Raw genomic sequence first — 18,313 nt, 5'->3', positions numbered from 1 at the left:
CGGTCAGCCGCGCGACGCGGCCGTGCCGTCCTCGTGGAAATGGTCGTAGACCAGCTTCGCCACGGCCTCCGATATGCCCTCGACGGCGACGAGGTCGTTCATGCCGGCGCGTGAGACCGCTTTCGCGGTGCCGAAATGGTGAAGCAGGGCCCGCTTGCGCGTCGGGCCGATGCCGGCGATCTCGTCGAGCGGGTTCTTCACCATCTCGCGCTTGCGCCGCGCCCGGTGGCTGCCGATGGCGAAGCGGTGTGCCTCGTCCCGCATCCGCTGGATGAAGTAGAGAACGGGGTCGCGCGGGGCGAGGGTAAAGCCGTCCCGCCCGACCGTCAGACCGCCCTGCGTTGACACCGGCGGGAAGAACCGTTCGCGACCGGCTTCCCGGTCCACGCCTTTGGCGACGCCGATCGCGATGACGCAGTCCTCGATATCGAGCTCCTTCAGGATGGCCCGAACCGCCGTCATCTGCCCTTGTCCGCCGTCGATCAGGATCACGTCCGGCCAGGCGGGGAAGCCCGCATCCTCGCCGGGCTCGACGCTCCGGTCCGGCTTGCCTTCCTCCTTCAGGAGGCGCGAAAAGCGCCGCGTCATCACCTCGCGCATCATGCCGAAGTCGTCGCCCGGCGTGATGTCGGTCGATTTGATGTTGAACTTGCGATACTGCCCCTTCACGAAACCTTCCGGCCCCGCGACCACCATGCCGCCGACGGCATTGGTGCCCATGATGTGGGAGTTGTCGTAGATCTCGATGCGCCGGGGCACGCGGTCCAGCTTGAAGGTCTGCATGAACCCCTCCAAGAGGCGGCCCTGCGAGGCGGTTTCCGCCAGCTTCCGGCCATGGGCCTCGCGCGCATTGGTCATGGCATGGTCGACGAGATCCTTCTTCTCGCCGCGCTGCGGTGCAAGGATCGTCACCTTGAAGCCGGATTTTTCCGACAGCGCCTGGGCGAGAAGATCCTGCTCCAGCACCGTCTCGCAGAGCAGGATCTGCTTCGGGCAGGGCTTGTCGTCGTAGAACTGCGCGAGGAACGCCGCCAGCACTTCGGCCGGGGCAAGCGAAGGGTCGGCCTTGGGGAAATAGGCGCGATTGCCCCAGTTCTGCCCGGTGCGGAAGAAGAACACCTGGATGCAGGAGACCCCGCCCTCGTGGTGGATGGCGAAGACGTCGGCCTCTTCCACGCCCGAAGGGTTGATGCCCTGGTGGCTCTGCACATGCGACAGCGCCGCCAGCCGGTCGCGGTAAAGCGCAGCCCGTTCGAAGTCGAGATTGTCGGACGCCTCGCTCATGGCAGAGGCGATCGTCGCCTTGACGGCCTGGCTCTTGCCCGACAGGAAGTCCTTGGCTTCGGTGACCAGCTCCGCATAGTCGTCGTCGCTGATCTCGCGCGTGCAGGGGCCCGCGCACCGCTTGATCTGATGCAGCAGGCAGGGACGCGTCCGGCTTTCGAAGACGCTGTCCGTGCAGGTGCGCAACAGAAAGGCACGCTGCAGCGAATTGATGGTGCGCCCGACGGCACCCGCCGAGGCGAAGGGGCCGAAGAACTGGCCCTTGCGGCTGCGCGCGCCCCGATGCTTGTAGAGCGCGGGCGCCCGGGAGTCGCCGGTCACCAGAATATAGGGAAACGACTTGTCGTCGCGCAGAAGCACGTTGTAGCGCGGCCGCAGCCGTTTGATCAGGTTCGCTTCGAGCAGCAGCGCCTCGATCTCCGTGCGCGTCGTCACGAATTCCATGTTCGCCGTCTGGCGGATCATCTGCGCGATGCGGTTGGAATGGCCGCGCCCCTGAGCATAATTGCTGACACGCTTCTTCAGGCTGCGCGCCTTGCCGACATAGAGAACATCGCCCGCCTCGTTGAACATCCGGTAGACGCCGGGGCTGTTGGGCAGGAGCTTGACGAAGGCCTGGATCAGCTCCGCACCGCGCAGGCCATCGGGAACGGCGGCCGTTTCCGCCCAGTCGATATCGACCACCGGCGACGGGGCCTCGACCGTCTCGATCGTATCCTCGTCGTCGTCGTTCACCGTCTCGTCGTACAAGATGCCGCCATCCTGCGGCGTCCGTCCGTTCATTCCACGATCTCCATTTGATCCGGCGTCTGCCACGCCAGATGCTGGCCGCCGTCCAGCGCAATCATTTGCCCGGTCATCGACGGCGTGTCGAACATATAGCGAATGGTGCGCCCGAAATCCCCAAGTCCAGGGCCGACCTTCAGGATCAGCGAATCCACCTGAGCCTCGAAGTCCGCCTGGTTCTGCCGGTCGTTCGGCAGGGTCGGGCCCGGCCCGATACCGTTCACCCGGATCGCCGGCGCCAGCGATTGCGCCATCGTCACCGTCGCCGTCAGCAGCGCCGACTTCGAGAGCATATAGGAATAAAATCGCGGGTTTGGAGACCAGACGCGCTGGTCGATCATGTTGACGATCAGGCCCGTCGCATCCGCCGGCAGCTGCGCGGCGAAATGGCCGGCAAGGACCGAGGGCGCTTTGACGTGCAGGGCGAAGTGCCGGTCCCAGACGGTTTCGTCGAACGCATCGAGGCTGTCCTTGGCGAAGACCGAGGCATTGTTGACGAGGAGGCCGAGCGGCCCGATGGCGTCCGACGCCTCGCGCACCAGCCGGCCGAGATCCGCCGCATGGGAGAGGTCCGCCTGAACGACCGCAGCCGTGGCGCCTTCCGCCGTGAGCCCGGCGCAGAGCGCATGCGCCGCCTCGAGCGATCCATTGGCATGGATGGCGACGGCAAAGCCGTGACGCGCCAGATCCTCGACGATCGCGCGGCCGATCCGCTTGGCTCCGCCTGTCACCAATGCCGTTTTCAGAAGATGTCTCACGCCCGTTCGTCCTTCACGATTCTGATCGTCGCCGGAGCAAGATCATAAAAGGACAGCGTACGCACGGCAAAATCGCCGGATCATCCGTTAATGCAAAGTGAACGAGAAAGCGCTGAATTGATGAAAAGGCAAGGGAACAAAGGTGAGATGGCAGTATAGTGCGAGCATGGTTAATCAAACGCCTGTTGCATTGAAACAACATCGTTTTTCAGCCATGTCTCTGCCTCAATCATTTCACAATTCGGCTCTTGGAAATCCGCATTTGGACATCAATTTCATCTCAACCGAGCGGGGTTGAACGAAATTACCGGCGCCGCATCGGATAGCAGGAAATCGGTCCAGCGCCGGTCTGATAAGGAGATTTAGTATGCGTACTCTCGTCACCACTCTCATGGCTTCGGCCATCTCTCTCGTCGCGTTCTCGGCTGTCAACGCAGCGGACGCCATCGACGAAGTGCCCGCCGCACCGGCTGCCGATTACACGGCTCCGGCCGTCAAGAACTGGGCCGGCGCTTACGTCGGTGGTACCGCCAACTGGGGCCATGGCAAGTTCAAGGGCACCGGCGACAACAGCGCAGCCGGCTTCGGCGGCGGTCTATACGGCGGCTACAACATGCAGGAAGGCCAGATCGTGTACGGCGCTGAAGCCGACATCAACTATGGCGACAACGATGCGAGCCGTCCGGGCCGCAGCATGGAACAGGGCGTCAACGGCTCGCTCCGCGGCCGCGTCGGTTACGACGTCAACCCGGTTCTGCTCTACGGTACGGCCGGTGTGGCTGCGTCGAGCCTGAAGGCCCGCCAGCTCGGCGGTTCCGACAAGAACACGGCGATCGGCTGGACGGCCGGTGCCGGTGCCGAAGCCTTCGTCACCGACAACGTCACGGCCCGCGTCGAATACCGCTACACCGACTACGGCAAGGAAAGCTTCAGCGTTCCCGGCCGCAACTTCTCCTCCGGCTATGACGAACACAGCGTCAAGGTTGGTATGGGCGTGAAGTTCTGATCGGCGGATAAGACCGAGAGGTCGAATTCGGACATGAGAAACCGCTTGCAGCTTCCGCTGCAGGCGGTTTTTTCGTATGCGCGTTCCGTTGCGCGTCTCCAGGCGATGCGACGTCAGACCTTCCCACGGGGACCCGCTGCCCGATGACCATCCGCCTGCGCCCGCATCATCTCCTCTGCATGCTGACCTATATCGGCAAGGGCTACAGCCCCGCCTTCGTTCGCAACTACGATGCCATCGCCGCGCGGATCAGTGCCGGCGAAGCGCTCGCCGTGGTGGATGGGCCAGACGATATCTGTCGACCGCTGCTGGAGACGCCGAACCCGCATTGCTTCAACGACAGCGTGGCCGCCCGCGACCGTCGCGCCGCAGCGGACGTCGCGGCACTGCTGGGCTGCGAGATCCACGCCGGCGTGGATCTCGTCATCGATGCAGCCCGGATCGCGCTGCTGCGGACCCACTTTGCCGCCGGCAGCATTCGGGCGGCCTGTGCGGGCTGCGAATGGTCGGGCCTCTGCGACGGCATCGCAGGCGACGGCTTTCGCGCGGTGCGCGTGGCACCGGCCGATCCGCAAGACCTTGGAAAGCAAGTCCCTTCTCTATAGGCTGTCTCTGTACGTCCATGGCTCGGCGAGGAGAGTGCGGGGACCGGACGGCACGCACGGCAAGGGGGGATGTGTTGGGGAGGAATGCGAGGAGATGCTGAGGAGCCTGCGCCGCAGTCTGGTCGTGCCGGTGGTGCTGGTCGTCATCGCCGCCACAGGCCTTGCCGTCTGGGGCAACGCCTATGCCAGTCGCCGCTTCATGGCGGAAGCGTCGCTGCAGGCGGGAACGGCTCTGCGCCTCGCGGTCGCGGCCTTGTCGGGCCATCTGCGGCGCTACGAGGCGTTGCCGGCGCTGATTGCCGACCACGACGATATCCGACGGCTGGTGTCGAGCCCGAACGATCAGACCCTGCGCGACAGCGCCAATCACTATCTGAAGGAGATCAACGGTCTCCTGCGCTCCTCCGACATCTATGTCATGACCCGCGACGGCGAGACCATCGCGGCCAGCAATTACGACCGGGCGACGAGCTTCGTCGGGGAGAATTTCAGCTACCGCCCCTATTTCCGTCAGGCGGCGGAGGGCAAGCGCTCGCGCTTCTATGCCCGCGGCACGACGTCCTTCAAGCGCGGCTATTTCTTCGCGGCACCGATCGACATCGACGGCAAGGTCGCGGGCGTCATCGTCTTCAAGGTCGATATCGACATGATCGAGGCGTCCTGGCGGGGCGGCGAATACGAGATCTTCGTGTCCGATCCGGAAGGCGTGATCTTCATGACCAGCAATCCGGAATGGCTCTTCGCCAGCACGCTGCCGCTGACGCCCGAGCGCCTCCGCCGCACCGAAGCGTCGCGGCGCTATGCCGAAGCCGATCTCCGGGACCTCGGCGTCGTCAGGTCGCGCGTCGGCGACCAGACCTTGATGGCGATCCCCACGCGCGGCGTCATGCGGGATTATCTCGTCCTGTCCGAATATGTCAGCGATGCCGACTGGACCGTTCGGGTGCTGATGGACATGAGCTGGGTGCGCGCGCAGACCCGCGTCGCGGTGGCCGCCGTGTTCCTGTTCCTCTGCCTTGCCGGCCTCAGTCTCGCCGTCCTTCTCCAGCGGCATGCCCGCCGCAACGAGCGCATGCAGATGCAGATCGAGGCGAAGGCCGAACTCGAACGGCGCGTCGAGGAGCGCACGGCCGACCTTGCCGACCTCAACGCCCGGCTGCGCAGCACGCAGGCCGATCTCGTGCAGGCCGGCAAGCTCGCCGGTCTCGGACAGATGTCGGCCGCCCTGTCGCACGAGTTCAACCAGCCGCTCGCCGCCGCCAAGACCTATGCCGACAGCGCCTCGCTGCTGATCGAGCGGGACCGGATCGACGAGGCCAAGGACAATCTGCGGCGCATTTCCAACCTCATCGACCGCATGGCCTCCATCAGCCGTCACCTGCGCAACTTCGCCCGCAAGCCGAACGAGAAACTGGGGCCTGTGGCGCTGGACGACGTGCTGCGCGACACGCTGGAGATCGTCTCGACCCGCCTTGCCTCGGCCGATGCCGAGCTGGTCGTGGCGCTCGGCGAGCCCGCGCCGCTGGTGCGGGCCGGTTCCGTGCGGCTGCAGCAGGTGCTGGTCAATATCATCTCCAACGCTGCCGATGCGGTAGAGGGCCTGGAGGACCGGCGGATTCACGTCACCGCGACGACGACGGGCGACCGCGTGGCGATCACCATCCGCGACGCCGGAGCGGGCATTCCCAAGGCGATCGCCGAGCGCATCTTCGATCCGTTCTTCACCACCAAGGGCGTGGGCAAGGGGCTCGGCCTCGGGCTGTCTATTTCCTACAACATCGTCAAGGATTTCGGTGGCCGTCTTTCCGTGGAGGATCACCCCGGGGGCGGCGCGATGTTCCGCATCGACCTCGACCGCATGGACAGCCTGTCCGAGGCGGCGGAATGACGAGCGAAGCGGCAACCGTTCTTCTGGTCGATGACGAAGAGGAGCTGCGTCGCTCGACGGCGCAGGCGCTCGAGCTTCAGGACCTGACCGTCGAGACCTTCGCCGCCGCCGAGGACGTGCTCGCCCGCGTCGGCTACGGCTTTGCCGGTGTCGTCGTCAGCGATATCCGCATGCGCGGCATGGACGGCATGACGCTGCTGCAGCGCATCCGCGAGATCGACCACGAGATCCCCGTCATCCTCGTCACGGGCCATGGCGATGTGCAGCTGGCCGTCAAGGCGATGCGGGAAGGGGCCTATGATTTCATGGAGAAGCCCTTCAGCGTTCAGGCGCTGGCCGGCATCATCCGCCGCGCCCGCGACAGGCGCGGCCTCGTGCTCGAAAACCGCCGCCTGCGCGCGGTCGCCGGCAAGCGCGACGACATCGAGGCGCGCATGCCGGGCCGCACCCCCGTGATGGTCGATCTGCGCTACCGCCTGCGCGCCATCGGCGCCACCGATGCGGATACGCTGATCATCGGCGAAACGGGTGCCGGAAAGGAGGTCGCCGCCCGCGCCCTGCACGATATCAGCGCGCGGGCCAACCGCCCCTTCATCGCCATCAACTGCGCCGCTCTGCCGGAAACGCTGATCGAGAGCGAGCTCTTCGGCCACGAGGCCGGCGCCTTTCCGGGGGCGATCCGCGCCCGCTACGGCAAGTTCGAGCATGCCCGCGGCGGCACGATCCTGCTGGACGAGATCGGCTCCATGCCGATCGAGCTTCAGGCGAAGTTTCTGCGGGTCCTGCAGGAGCGCACGATCACGCGGCTCGGCTCCAACGAGATCGTGCCGCTCGATGTCCGCTTCGTCGCCACCAGCAAGGTCGATCTGGAGGCGGAGGTGGCGGCCGGCCGCTTCCGTGCCGATCTGTTCTACCGCCTGAACGTCGTCACGCTGCACGTGCCCTCGCTTGCCCAGCGCGCGGCCGATATTCCGCTGCTCTTCCTCCAGCTCGTGCGCGAGGCGTCCGCCCGCTATGGTCGCGAGGATATGGATGTGCCGCCCGCCATCGTCTCGGAGGTGGCCCACCGGCGCTGGCCGGGCAATGTCCGCGAGCTGCGCAACGCCGCCGATCGCCTCGTGCTCGGCCTCGACGCCCGTGGCCTCGATCCGGTCACGGACGATCGCGACGAGGAGAGCAAGCTCGCGCCCCGCGTCGCCGCCTTCGAGCGGGGCCTGATCGCCCGGACGCTCGCCGCTCACGGCGGGGCGCTGCGCCCGGTCTACGAAGAACTCGGAATCTCCCGCAAGACGCTCTATGAAAAGATGCAGAAATACGGTCTCGACAAGCGCGCGACCTTTGACGATGGACCGGATTGACGGAGCCATGTGTCGGTTTCCACCCATCGTCAGGGGCAAAGGGGCCGTTTCCACCCATGATGCACCGCAAAACCGTCAGTCCGCAGCACGGCGCCGCCAATAACCGGTTGTAAACCTCCGCCCGAACGGGACACTCGCGTCAATTCCATGACCGGCGGAGGAGGAGCCCCGTCGGCATGTCGATCATGTCTCGGGAGGACATCATGACGCGTTTTTCGTCGCTTCTGGCTGCTACGGCGCTCGCCGCCACCGTTTTTGCCGGCGCCGCACAGGCGGAGTATCCGGAGCGGACCATCACCATGGTCGTGCCCTTCGCCGCCGGCGGCCCGACGGATACGGTCGCCCGCCTCGTCGCCGAATCCATGTCGAAGGATCTCGGCCAGCAGGTCATCGTGGAGAATGTCGGCGGTGCCGGCGGCACGCTCGGTGCCGGTCGCGTGGCGAGTGCGGAAGCCGATGGCTACACCGTGCTGCTGCACCATATCGGCATGGCCACCAGCGCCACCCTCTACCGCAAGCTCGCCTATGACACGCTGAACGCGTTCGATTACGTCGGCCTCGTCACCGAAGTGCCCATGACCATCGTCGCACGCAAGGATCTGGAGCCGACCGATCTCAAGGGCCTCGTGGACTATGCCAAGGCCAACAAGGATACCGTGACGGTCGCCAATGCCGGCATTGGTGCTGCCTCTCACCTCTGCGGCATGCTGTTCATGAGCGCCATCGAGACGCCGCTCGTCACCGTGCCCTACAAGGGTACCGGCCCGGCCATGACCGATCTTCTCGGTGGCCAGGTCGATATCATGTGCGACCAGACCACCAACACCACGAAACAGATCCAGGGCGGCACGATCAAGGCCTTCGCCGTCACGTCGCCGGCGCGCCTCGACATCTTCCCGGATCTGCCGACGGCCGTCGAAGGTGGCCTGCCGGGCTTCGAGGTGGGCATCTGGCATGGTGTCTACACGCCCAAGGGCACGCCGCCGGAAGCCATCGCCAAGCTGGAAGGCGCGCTGCAGAAGGCCCTGAAGGACGAAAACGTCGCCGCCCGCTTCGCCGAACTCGGCACCAAGCCGTCTTCGGAGGCCGATGCGACGCCCGCAGCCCTCAAGGCCAAACTCGAAGGCGAGATCGCCCGCTGGAAGCCGATCATCGAAAAGGCCGGTCAGTACGCCGACTGATTGAGGCGACATCGACGGACCGGGAGGCCGGCTGCGGTTTGCAGGCTGCCCCTCATCCGCCTGCCGGCACCTTCTCCCCGCAAGCGGGGCGAAGGGTATGCGCGGCGGCCTCCCGGTCAAGCGTCGAGCGAGGCCCATCTTCTCCCCCGCAGGCGGAGAGAAGGCCAGGGTGAGGGGCTGCCGCAACCGGGAGACAGCCGGGGACTCGCCTGATCGCGCGCCCCGACCGGCCAACACAAGCATCAACGACCGTATGACGCAGCAAGGCAGCCTGCGCTTCGGCTCTTGGGGAACGATCATGAAACCACTTCATCTCGACCGGACGAATGCCCTCTGCGGCATTCTGTTCATCGCCCTCGGCCTCTTCTTCGTGGCGCAGTCGCTGTCGCTCGAACTGGGCACGACGTTTCGCATGGGCCCGGGCTATTTCCCGCTGGTCCTCGCGCTGTTCCTCACCAGCCTCGGCCTCGTCATCCTCTTTCAGGCGACCCGCACGCAGAGCGAGCCGATCGAGCCTCTGGCCTGGCGCGGCATGCTCTTCATTCTCACCGCGCCCATCGTCTTCGGCCTCACGGTCCGGGGCCTCGGTTTCGTTCCGTCGCTGTTTCTCGCCGCCTTCATCGCCTCGTTCGCGTCGCAGCGCATGAAGCTCGTCGGCGCGATCATCCTGTCGATCGCCATCACGCTCTTTTCCGTCGCCGTCTTCAGCTACGCGCTGGGCCTTCCCTTCGAACGCTTCGGCCCCTGGCTGCGGTTTTAAGGATCTTCGACCATGGATCTCTTCAGCAATCTCGCGCTGGGTTTCGCGACGGCCGGCACGCCGGAAAACCTTCTCTTCTGCCTCATCGGCGTTCTCCTCGGCACGCTCATCGGCGTTCTCCCCGGCATCGGCGCCACCGCGACCATCGCCATGCTGCTGCCGATTACCTTCCAGCTGGAGCCGGTCTCCTCGCTGATCATGCTCGCCGGCATCTATTACGGCGCGCAGTATGGCGGCTCCACCACCGCCATCCTCATCAACATGCCGGGCGAATCCTCCTCCGCCGTCACCGCCATCGACGGCTACCAGATGGCGCGCAAGGGCAGGGCGGGTGCCGCACTCGCCATCGCGGCGCTCGGCTCCTTCTTCGCCGGCACCGTCTCGACGTTCCTCGTCGCCATCTTCGCCCCGCCGCTCACCGCCGTGGCGCTGCAGTTCGGGGCCGCGGAATATTTCTCGCTGATGGTCGTCGGCCTCGTCTCCTCCATCGCGCTCGCCCACGGCTCCATCGTCAAGGCGCTGGCCATGGTCTCGCTCGGCCTGCTGCTCGGCCTCGTCGGCACGGATATCTACACCGGCACGCCGCGCTTCACGCTCGGCATCCGCGAATATGCCGACGGCCTGAACTTCGTCGCCGTGGCTGTCGGCATCTTCGGGGTCGCCGAAATTCTGCGCAATCTCGAAGGCGAGATGACGCGCACCGTGCTCATCAGCAAGGTCACCGGCCTCCTGCCGACGCGGGACGATTTCCGCCAGATGGTCGGCCCGGTCCTGCGCGGCACCGGCATCGGCTCGGCGCTCGGCATCCTGCCCGGCGGCGGCGCGATCCTTGCCGCCTTCGCCTCCTACACGGTCGAAAAGCGCATCTCGAAACATCCGGAAGAGTTCGGCAAGGGCGCGATCGCCGGGGTCGCCGGTCCGGAATCGGCCAACAACGCCGGTGCCCAGACCTCGTTCATCCCGCTGCTCACCCTCGGCATTCCGGCAAACCCTGTCATGGCGCTCATGGTCGGCGCCATGATCATCCAGGGCATCGTTCCCGGCCCGAACGTCGCGGTCGAGCAGCCGGCTCTGTTCTGGGGCATCATCGCCTCCATGTGGATCGGCAATCTGATGCTGGTCGTGCTCAACCTGCCGCTGATCGGCCTGTGGGTGAAGCTCCTGACGGTGCCCTATTACGTGCTGTTCCCCATCATCATGGCCTTCTGCGCCATCGGGGTCTACAGCGTGAATGCCAACGTCTACGATCTCTACGCCGTCGCCTTCTTCGGCATCGCCGGCTATCTCCTCGTCAAGCTGCGGTGCGAACCGGCGCCCCTGCTGCTCGGCTTCGTGCTCGGCCCGCTGCTGGAGGAAAACCTGCGCCGCGCCATGATCCTCTCGCGCGGCGATCCCTCCACCTTCGTCACGCGCCCCATCAGCGCCGGCCTTCTCCTGCTGGCCGCCGCCGTCCTCGTCGTGGTCTTCCTGCCGAGCATCAAGGCCAAGCGCGAAGTGGTGTTCCAGGAAGAAGGCTGACAGAATCTGTCGACCCGAACGGGAAAGGCGTCGCCGGCAACGGCGGCGCCTTTCCCGATCCGCATCACGCCTTGAACAGCTTGTAGTCCGGGAAATGCTTCTCGAACTTTTCCGGCCAGTTCTTGAGCTTCGAGCGGCCCTTCTGCCATTCGCCGGCAAAGCGCAGTTCGATGTAGCGCAGCGTGGCGGCGAGCGCGAAATGGCCGGCATGGAGCTTTGTCCCGGTCTTCGGCAGATTGGCGTCGAGATAGTCCAGCGCGCGCTCGACCTTCTGCCACTGACGCTCGATCCACGGCTCATGCACCTTTTCCGGCGGATGGAAGCGCTTTTCGTAGACGATGGCGAGCAGGCTGTCGCAGATCCCGTCGCAGAGCGCCTCCAGCACCTCGGCCTGCACCCGCTTTTCCGGGTTGCGCGGATAGAGCGTGCCCTTCGTCTCGCGGTCGATGAAATGCATGATGACGCTGCTGTCGAAGATGGCCTGGCCGCTGTCGAGCACCAGCGTCGGAATCTTGCCGAGCGGATTGCTGGCGATCAGGTCCGGCGGGTTGGAATTCGTGTCTGTCAGCACGCTCTCGGCCGGCAGGCCGGCGTAATGCGCGGCCATGCGCACCTTGGTGGAGTAGGGGGAGGCGGGGGAGTAGAGGATCTTCATGGGTGCACCATTCGTCTTCGGTAAAGGGTTCGGGAGGGGATGGTTGTCGCGCCCGTCATGGTCGGGCCGCAGCGGGGATGGTCAGGTCCCGCGCCCGGCAGCCGCCGCGATCGATCTCGCTGCAGGCGCGGAAGGCAAGGTCGCGGCTAAAGCAGATGCGGATCTCGTCGAGCCTGTCGCCGCCGCAGGTCACGGCAACCCCCTGAGGCGTTAGCCCGGGATTGGCGTCGGCAAGCGCCGTCTCGATAGCGGCCGGGCTCATCCGCCGCCGCGCATCGGCAGTCTCCAGGCTCGCGGGAATGCGAACACGCTCGCGCGCCGCCCGCAGCACGGAGAAATAAGCGCGCTGATCGAGCCCCGAACACGTGCCGTGCTTGCGCCACTGGTGCCCGATCAGGCCCATGGAGGGGATGATGTCGAACAGGCCGCGGCCGAGCGCATCGGACACCCGGTCGCTGTCGCGCGACGGGCAGAAGGAGGGAAAGCCCCGCTCGTTCTGCGGCCAGAGGCCATGGACGATGAAGCCGTATGTCCGGTCGCCACCGCATTGCGCCGTCTTGCCCGCGCGGTCGTTTTCTGCGCACCAGCTCGGCGACCAGGAGAGGGAGAGGACGTAGAAATCGAACCCGCTGCCCATCGGCACGTCTGGGGACGCGGCCGGAGACGTCCGGTTCGGTGCCGGCGGTGCGCTTTGCGGCGCGGGCGCGTGGGGTGGCGGGGGCACCTGCTGAAGGATGGGCGGCGTGGCCGTGGCCTGCTTTTGCGCCGGCTCGTCACCGCAGGTCGCCAGGAAAAGGCTTGCAGCAAGCGCTGCCGCGATCCGGACGCAGGAGAGCACGGGCCGGTGCATCACGCGGGGATCCCATGCGCGGCGTGGCACAAAAGGTCGCGAGTGGGGACAGGGAGATCCTTCGTCATCATCGTCTCCCGTTTCTGCCCCTTGGCGCTTCGTTGCGCCGCGGGAGATTGCGTCGGGCGGGTGTATCGCGTCAAGCCGGGCAAGGCGACGACATCGCCCGATCAGGCCTCGTCCGCATCGTCTGGAGGATCGCGTTCCTCGCCGCGCAGCCAGATGGCCCGGGCGGAGGCGAAACGGTCCTGCTTCAGGCGATCCTTGAGGAAGGGCAGCAGCACGTCGAGTTCGCCCTTCAGGGTGAAGGGCGGATTGACGATGATGAGGCCCGTGCCCGTGAGGCCCGTCGTGCCGCGATCGCTTTTCACCGTCAGCTCGCAGCAGAGCATCTTGGGAATGTTCAGGGCGACCAGGCTCTCGTGAAACTCGGCGACCGGCGCGCCCTGCTTCAGCGGATACCAGAGGCAGAACGTGCCGCCGGGAAAGCGGCGATACGCCTTGGCGAGACCCTTTTCGAGCCGCTCGTACTCGCCGGGCTCCTCGAACGGCGGATCGACCAGCACCAGCCCGCGCTTCTCCTTCGGCGGCAGATGGGCGCCGAGCGCCAGCCAGCCGTCGAGTTCGGTGATGCGGCTCTGGTAGTCGCCGTCGAACAGCCGGTGCAGGGTCTCGTAGTCGTCGGGGTGAAGCTCCATCGCCGACAGCCGGTCCTGCGGCCGCATCAGCAGGCGCGTCAGCTTCGGCGAGCCGGGATAGTGCGTCATTCCGCCTTCGGGGTTCAGCGCCGCGATGGCCTCCAGATAGGGTGCGAGAATCGGCGCCACCGCGGGCGGCACCGGGTCTGCCAGCAGCCGGCCGATGCCGTCGCGCCATTCCCCGGTCCTCTGCGCTTCCTCGCCGGAAAGATCGTAGAGCCCGATGCCGGCATGGGTATCCAGCACGCGGAACGCCTTGTCCTTCTGTTTGAGGTAGGTGACGAGACGGGCGAGCACCGCATGCTTCAGCACGTCGGCGAAATTGCCCGCATGGTAGATGTGCCGATAATTCATGATCTCTGGTGATCGCCTTGATGAAATGTTGAGATGCGAAGGGCAAAGCGCTTTGAGCCGCTTTTGCGATGTCCTATAGAAAAGCCATGAACCTTGCGACCCCCATCAAAGCGGAAATCGCGGTCGGACACTCCGTCTGTCCGCACGACTGTCCCTCGGCCTGCGCGCTGGAGGTGGACCTGACCCCGGACGGCCGGATCGGCCGGCTGCGCGGCGCCTCTGCCAACAGCTACACCGCCGGCGTCATCTGCGCCAAGGTGGCGCGCTATTCCGAGCGCATCTACCATCCCGGCCGCCTGCTCGTGCCGCAGCGGCGCGTCGGCGCCAAGGGCGAGGGCGACTTTCGCGAGATCTCCTGGGACGCCGCGCTCGACGAGATCGCCGAGGCGTTTCTCAAGGCCGAGGCGCGGCACGGCTCGGAAGCCGTCTGGCCGTATTTCTACGCCGGCACGATGGGGCAGGTGCAGCGCGACAGCATCGAGCGCCTGCGCCACGCCAAACGCTATTCCGGCTTCTTCGGCTCGATCTGCACCAATCCCGCCTGGACCGGCTTCACCATGGGCACCGGCGCGCTGCGCGGTCCGGATCCGCGCGAGATGGCCGTATCGGATTGCGTCGTCATCTGGGGCACGAACGCGGTCTCCACCCAGGTCAACGTGATGACGCATGCCATCCGCGCCCGCAAGGAGCGCAAGGCGAAGATCGTCGTCATCGACATCTACGACAATCCCACGATGAAGCAGGCCGACATGGCCTTGACCGTGCGTCCCGGCACGGATGCAGCGCTCGCCTGCGCCGTCATGCACATCGCCTTCCGCGACGGGCATGCCGACCGCGTCTATCTCGCCACCCATTCCGACGATCCCGAGGGGCTGGAAGCGCATCTGCAGAGCCGCGACCCGGCCTGGGCCTCGGCGATCACGGGCCTCTCGGTCGAGGAGATCGAAGCCTTCGCGAAACTCGTCGGCACGACGCCGAAGACCTATTTCCGGCTCGGCTACGGCTTCACCCGCCAGCGCAACGGCGCGGTGGCGATCCACGCGGCCGCGAGCATCGCGACGGTGCTCGGCTCGTGGAAGCACGAGGGCGGCGGCGCGTTCCACTCCAACAACGACATCTTCCGTTTCGACAAGCGCGAACTGATGGGCACCGCCATGGCGGATCCCGACATCCGCATGCTCGACCAGTCGCAGATCGGCCGCGTGCTGACCGGCGACGCCGAGGCGCTGCGCCATCGCGGCCCGGTGACGGCGCTCCTGATCCAGAACACCAATCCCGTCAACGTTGCGCCGGAACAGCGGCTGGTGAAGCGCGGCTTCCTGCGCGAGGACCTCTTCGTCGCGGTGCACGAGCAGTTCATGACCGACACGGCGAAGCTTGCCGATATCGTGCTGCCGGCCACCATGTTCCTGGAGCATGACGACCTCTACCGCGGCGGCGGCCACCAGCATATCCTGCTCGGGCCGAAGCTCGTGGAGCCGCCGTCGACGGTGCGCACCAATCTCTTCGTCATCGAGGAACTGGCAAAGCGTCTCGGCATCGCCGATCGCCCGGGCTTCGGCTTGGGCGAGCGCGATCATATCGACCGCATCCTCGTCAACTACGACAGCGGCTACGACCACCTCAAGGCGGCGAAATGGCTGAATGTCCAGCCGGATTTCGCCACGGCGCATTTCGTCGAGGGCTTTGCCCATGCCGACGGCCGCTTCCGCTTCCGCGCCGATTGGACCGGCACGCCCGCGCCCAACCGCCCGCCGGCCGCCATGGGCATGCTCGGCCCGGTCGAAGGCCTGCCGGTCTATCCCGACCATGCGGATCTGATCGAGTCGGCCGACGCGGACCACCCGTTCCGTCTCGCGACCTCGCCGGCGCGTTCCTTCCTCAATTCGAGCTTTGCGGAAACGCCGGGCTCGGTGCAGAAGGAAGGCCGGCCGGAGGTGATGATCCATCCGGCGGATGCCGCAAGGCTCGGCATCGCGGAGGGCGACGTCGTCCGGCTCGGCAATGTCAGGGGCGAGATCCGCCTTCACGCCCGCCTCGGCGGCGGCACGCGGCCGGGCGTGGTGATCGCCGAGGGCCTGTGGCCGAACGGCGCCCATCTCGACGGCGAAGGCATCAACGTGCTGACCGGCGCCGACAGCGTCGCGCCCTATGGGGGCGCCGCCTTCCACGACAACCGTATCTGGCTGAAACGCGACGAGACCCCTGGAATGGCAGAGCCCGCATGAGCAAGTCCGAGACGGTGACCATCGAGATCCTCAAGGACGAGACGCTCTCGAAGAACTGGTACCACCTGCGCAACATCACCTTCCGCTACACGAATGCCGATGGCCGGGCGAAAGTGCTGAAGCGCGAGACCTATGATCGCGGCAACGGCGCGACGATCCTGCTCTACGATCCGCGCCGCGAGATCGTGGTGCTCGTGCGCCAGTTCCGCGTGCCGACCTATGTCAATGGCGGCACGGGCTGGATGCTCGAAACGCCGGCCGGCCTGCTCGATGGCGATGCGCCGGAAGATGCGATCCGCCGCGAGGCGATGGAGGAAACCGGCTACCGCGTCGGCGCCGTGCGCTCGCTCTTCAAGGCCTATATGTCCCCCGGCGCCGTCACCGAGATCGTCCACTGCTTCGCCGCCGTCATCGATATCGAGGACCGCGTGGAGGCGGGCGGCGGGCTCGCATCCGAGGATGAGGATATCGAAGTCGTGGAACTCGGCCTCGACGACGCGATGGCCATGATCGCTTCCGGCGAGATCTGCGACGGAAAGACGATCATGCTGCTGCAATGGGCGGTGATGAACCGCGATAGCCTGAAGGCCGGGACGTCTGTGGCGCCTTGAACGCCCTGCGCTGCCGCTGACCTCGGCCAGTCAGGCAAGCAAAAGATGCAAGCCTCAGACACCCATCCGAACGTCACCGCTCGCCACCATCCGCAGAGCCTGCGCATAGGTCTTATGCTCCACCGTCAGCACGCGCGACGCCAGCGTCTCCGCCGTGTCGCCGTCCAGCACCGGCACGCGTGTCTGCAGGATGACCGGGCCTTCGTCCATGCCTTCGGTGACGAAATGGACGGTGCATCCGGCCTCCGTGCGGCCGGCGTCGAGTGCGCGCTGGTGCGTGTGCAGGCCGGGAAATTCGGGCAGGAGGGACGGGTGGATGTTGAGGATACGGCCTTGGTAGCGGCCGATGAAGGTGCCTGTGAGCAGCCGCATATAGCCGGCGAGGCAGAGGAGATCGGGGCGCAGCGTCTCGACATGATCGAGGATGGCAGCCTCGTGCGCTGCCTTGTCGGCGTAGTCGCGCCGCTCGAAGGCGGCGGTGGGGATACCGCGCACGGCAGCCTTCTCGAGCCCGGCGGCAGTCGCCCGATCGGAGATCACGCCGACGATCTCGGCCGGATAGTCGGCCTCGGCACAGGCATCCGCCAGCGCCACCATGTTGGAACCGCCGCCGGAAATGAAGACGACGACGCGCTTGCGCGGCGTCGTTTCGCTCGAGATCGTCTCGCTCACAGCGCCAGCGTTCCCTCGTAGACCACGCCCGGCGCGCCCGCGTTGCGGGCAATCATCCGGCCGAGGCGGAACACCGTCTCGCCCTCGGCGACAAGTGCCGCCGTCACGCTGTCGGCACGGTCCGCCGGCACGACGGCGATCATGCCGACGCCGCAATTGAAGGTGCGCAGCATCTCGGTCGCTGCTACGCCGCCGGTGCGGGCAAGCCAGGAGAACACGGCCGGCGCCTTCACCGCGGAAAGATCGATTTCGGCCGCGAGGTGCTTCGGCAGCACGCGCGGAATGTTTTCGGGAAAGCCGCCGCCGGTGATGTGGGCCAGCGCCTTGATGCCGCCGGTCTCGCGGATGACCTTCAGCAGCGGTTTCACATAGATGCGCGTCGGTGTCATCAGCACGTCGGCAAGCGTCGCGCCTTCGGTGCCGGCCTCGAAGGGGGCCGGGGCGTCCCAGGCAAGGCCCGAGAGGCCGACGATCTTGCGCACCAGCGAGTAGCCGTTGGAATGCACGCCGGACGAGGCGAGGCCGAGGATCACGTCGCCCTCGGCGATGTCGCCGGCCGGCAGCAGCTGTCCGCGCTCGGCCGCGCCGACTGCAAATCCCGCGAGATCGTAGTCGCCGCCCGCATACATGCCCGGCATTTCCGCCGTTTCGCCGCCGATCAGCGCACAGCCCGCATCCCGGCAACCCGCGGCAATGCCGGCAACGATAGACGCGCCCTGGTCGGGGTCGAGCTTGCCGGTCGCGAAGTAGTCGAGGAAGAACAGCGGCTCGGCGCCCTGCACCACGAGGTCGTTGACGCACATGGCCACGAGATCGATGCCGACGGTGTCGTGCTTGTCGGCGTCGATGGCGATCTTCAGCTTCGTGCCGACGCCGTCGTTTGCAGCCACCAGCACCGGATCGGTGAAGCCCGCGGCCTTCAGGTCGAACAGGCCGCCGAAGCCGCCGATCTCGCCATCGGCGCCGGGCCGGCGGGTGGAGCGAACATGCGGCTTGATCTTCTCGACCATCAGGTTTCCGGCATCGATATCGACGCCCGCATCGCTGTAGGTCAGACCGTTCTGTTCCGACTGGCTCATGTTTGGCTCTCCACGCACCGGT

Annotated in this window: 16 protein-coding genes; 9 read left to right on the top strand and 7 right to left on the bottom strand. The window is 66.2% G+C overall.

Features of this window, described 5'->3' with window-relative positions:
* Window positions 1-3: 3 nt before the first annotated feature.
* Window positions 4-2,067 (bottom strand): excinuclease ABC subunit UvrC, encoded by a 2,064-nt coding sequence (uvrC, locus tag LRX75_RS07730; RefSeq protein ID WP_231813246.1) that lies wholly within the window; start codon window positions 2,065-2,067, stop codon window positions 4-6.
* Window positions 2,064-2,828 carry an SDR family oxidoreductase gene (locus LRX75_RS07725; protein WP_231813244.1) on the bottom strand — a complete coding sequence of 255 codons (765 nt, stop codon included), beginning with the start codon at window positions 2,826-2,828 and terminating at the stop codon, window positions 2,064-2,066. Before LRX75_RS07725 ends, uvrC begins: the two co-directional genes overlap by 4 nt.
* A gap of 367 nt (window positions 2,829-3,195) precedes the next feature.
* Between LRX75_RS07725 and LRX75_RS07720 the strand changes: the two genes are divergently transcribed.
* The 7 genes from LRX75_RS07720 (at window position 3,196) to LRX75_RS07690 (ending at window position 11,144) form a co-directional block, all read left to right on the top strand.
* Entirely contained in the window at window positions 3,196-3,834 is a 639-nt protein-coding gene (locus LRX75_RS07720; RefSeq protein WP_110726423.1) for an outer membrane protein, read from the top strand.
* 143 nt (window positions 3,835-3,977) lie between these two features.
* Entirely contained in the window at window positions 3,978-4,439 is a 462-nt protein-coding gene (locus tag LRX75_RS07715; RefSeq protein ID WP_231813242.1) for a DUF1284 domain-containing protein, read from the top strand.
* Between the two features lie 94 nt (window positions 4,440-4,533).
* On the top strand, window positions 4,534-6,327 hold the full coding sequence (locus LRX75_RS07710) for a sensor histidine kinase (RefSeq protein ID WP_269456107.1): 1,794 nt from the start codon (window positions 4,534-4,536) through the stop codon (window positions 6,325-6,327).
* Window positions 6,324-7,685, top strand: coding sequence for a sigma-54-dependent transcriptional regulator (locus LRX75_RS07705; RefSeq protein WP_231813240.1), 1,362 nt, complete (start codon window positions 6,324-6,326; stop codon window positions 7,683-7,685). Before LRX75_RS07710 ends, LRX75_RS07705 begins: the two co-directional genes overlap by 4 nt.
* A gap of 203 nt (window positions 7,686-7,888) precedes the next feature.
* Window positions 7,889-8,866: a tripartite tricarboxylate transporter substrate-binding protein gene (locus tag LRX75_RS07700; RefSeq protein ID WP_231813238.1), complete on the top strand. Its 978-nt coding sequence runs from the start codon at window positions 7,889-7,891 to the stop codon at window positions 8,864-8,866.
* Between the two features lie 298 nt (window positions 8,867-9,164).
* A complete protein-coding gene (locus LRX75_RS07695) occupies window positions 9,165-9,626 on the top strand; it encodes a tripartite tricarboxylate transporter TctB family protein (protein WP_231813236.1) in 462 nt (153 codons plus the stop codon).
* Window positions 9,627-9,638: 12 nt separating this feature from the next.
* Window positions 9,639-11,144: a tripartite tricarboxylate transporter permease gene (locus LRX75_RS07690; RefSeq protein WP_231813234.1), complete on the top strand. Its 1,506-nt coding sequence runs from the start codon at window positions 9,639-9,641 to the stop codon at window positions 11,142-11,144.
* Window positions 11,145-11,208: 64 nt separating this feature from the next.
* On the opposite strand, the gene LRX75_RS07685 is transcribed toward LRX75_RS07690, so the two are convergent.
* The 3 genes from LRX75_RS07685 to LRX75_RS07675 all read right to left on the bottom strand — a co-directional run bounded on the left by LRX75_RS07685 (window position 11,209) and on the right by LRX75_RS07675 (window position 13,701).
* The gene (locus tag LRX75_RS07685; RefSeq protein WP_113150330.1) at window positions 11,209-11,799 is read right to left on the bottom strand and encodes a glutathione S-transferase; all 591 of its coding nucleotides are present in this window, start codon (window positions 11,797-11,799) and stop codon (window positions 11,209-11,211) included.
* A 55-nt stretch (window positions 11,800-11,854) separates the two neighbouring features.
* Complete coding sequence (locus tag LRX75_RS07680; protein ID WP_231813460.1) at window positions 11,855-12,649, bottom strand: ribonuclease T2 family protein; 795 nt, start codon at window positions 12,647-12,649, stop codon at window positions 11,855-11,857.
* Window positions 12,650-12,819: 170 nt separating this feature from the next.
* On the bottom strand, window positions 12,820-13,701 hold the full coding sequence (locus LRX75_RS07675; protein WP_231813232.1) for a 23S rRNA (adenine(2030)-N(6))-methyltransferase RlmJ: 882 nt from the start codon (window positions 13,699-13,701) through the stop codon (window positions 12,820-12,822).
* A gap of 68 nt (window positions 13,702-13,769) precedes the next feature.
* On the opposite strand from LRX75_RS07675, the gene LRX75_RS07670 reads away from it, so the two are divergent.
* Window positions 13,770-15,929: a molybdopterin-containing oxidoreductase family protein gene (locus LRX75_RS07670; protein WP_231813230.1), complete on the top strand. Its 2,160-nt coding sequence runs from the start codon at window positions 13,770-13,772 to the stop codon at window positions 15,927-15,929.
* Window positions 15,926-16,540, top strand: a complete 615-nt coding sequence (locus LRX75_RS07665; RefSeq protein WP_231813228.1) for an NUDIX domain-containing protein — start codon at window positions 15,926-15,928, stop codon at window positions 16,538-16,540. The genes LRX75_RS07670 and LRX75_RS07665 overlap by 4 nt, the downstream gene beginning before the upstream one ends.
* A 54-nt stretch (window positions 16,541-16,594) precedes the next feature.
* On the opposite strand, the gene purN is transcribed toward LRX75_RS07665, so the two are convergent.
* Both purN and purM read right to left on the bottom strand, forming a co-directional pair.
* Window positions 16,595-17,212: a phosphoribosylglycinamide formyltransferase gene (purN, locus tag LRX75_RS07660; RefSeq protein WP_338110284.1), complete on the bottom strand. Its 618-nt coding sequence runs from the start codon at window positions 17,210-17,212 to the stop codon at window positions 16,595-16,597.
* Window positions 17,209-18,291, bottom strand: coding sequence for a phosphoribosylformylglycinamidine cyclo-ligase (gene purM / locus LRX75_RS07655; protein WP_231813226.1), 1,083 nt, complete (start codon window positions 18,289-18,291; stop codon window positions 17,209-17,211). The genes purN and purM overlap by 4 nt, the downstream gene beginning before the upstream one ends.
* Window positions 18,292-18,313 lie beyond the last annotated feature (22 nt).

The organism is Rhizobium quercicola, assembly GCF_021168455.1.
GTDB classification, from domain to species: domain Bacteria; phylum Pseudomonadota; class Alphaproteobacteria; order Rhizobiales; family Rhizobiaceae; genus Ferranicluibacter; species Ferranicluibacter quercicola.
Note: the sequence above shows the minus strand (reverse complement) of the source record. Positions and strands in the feature narration are given on the sequence as shown.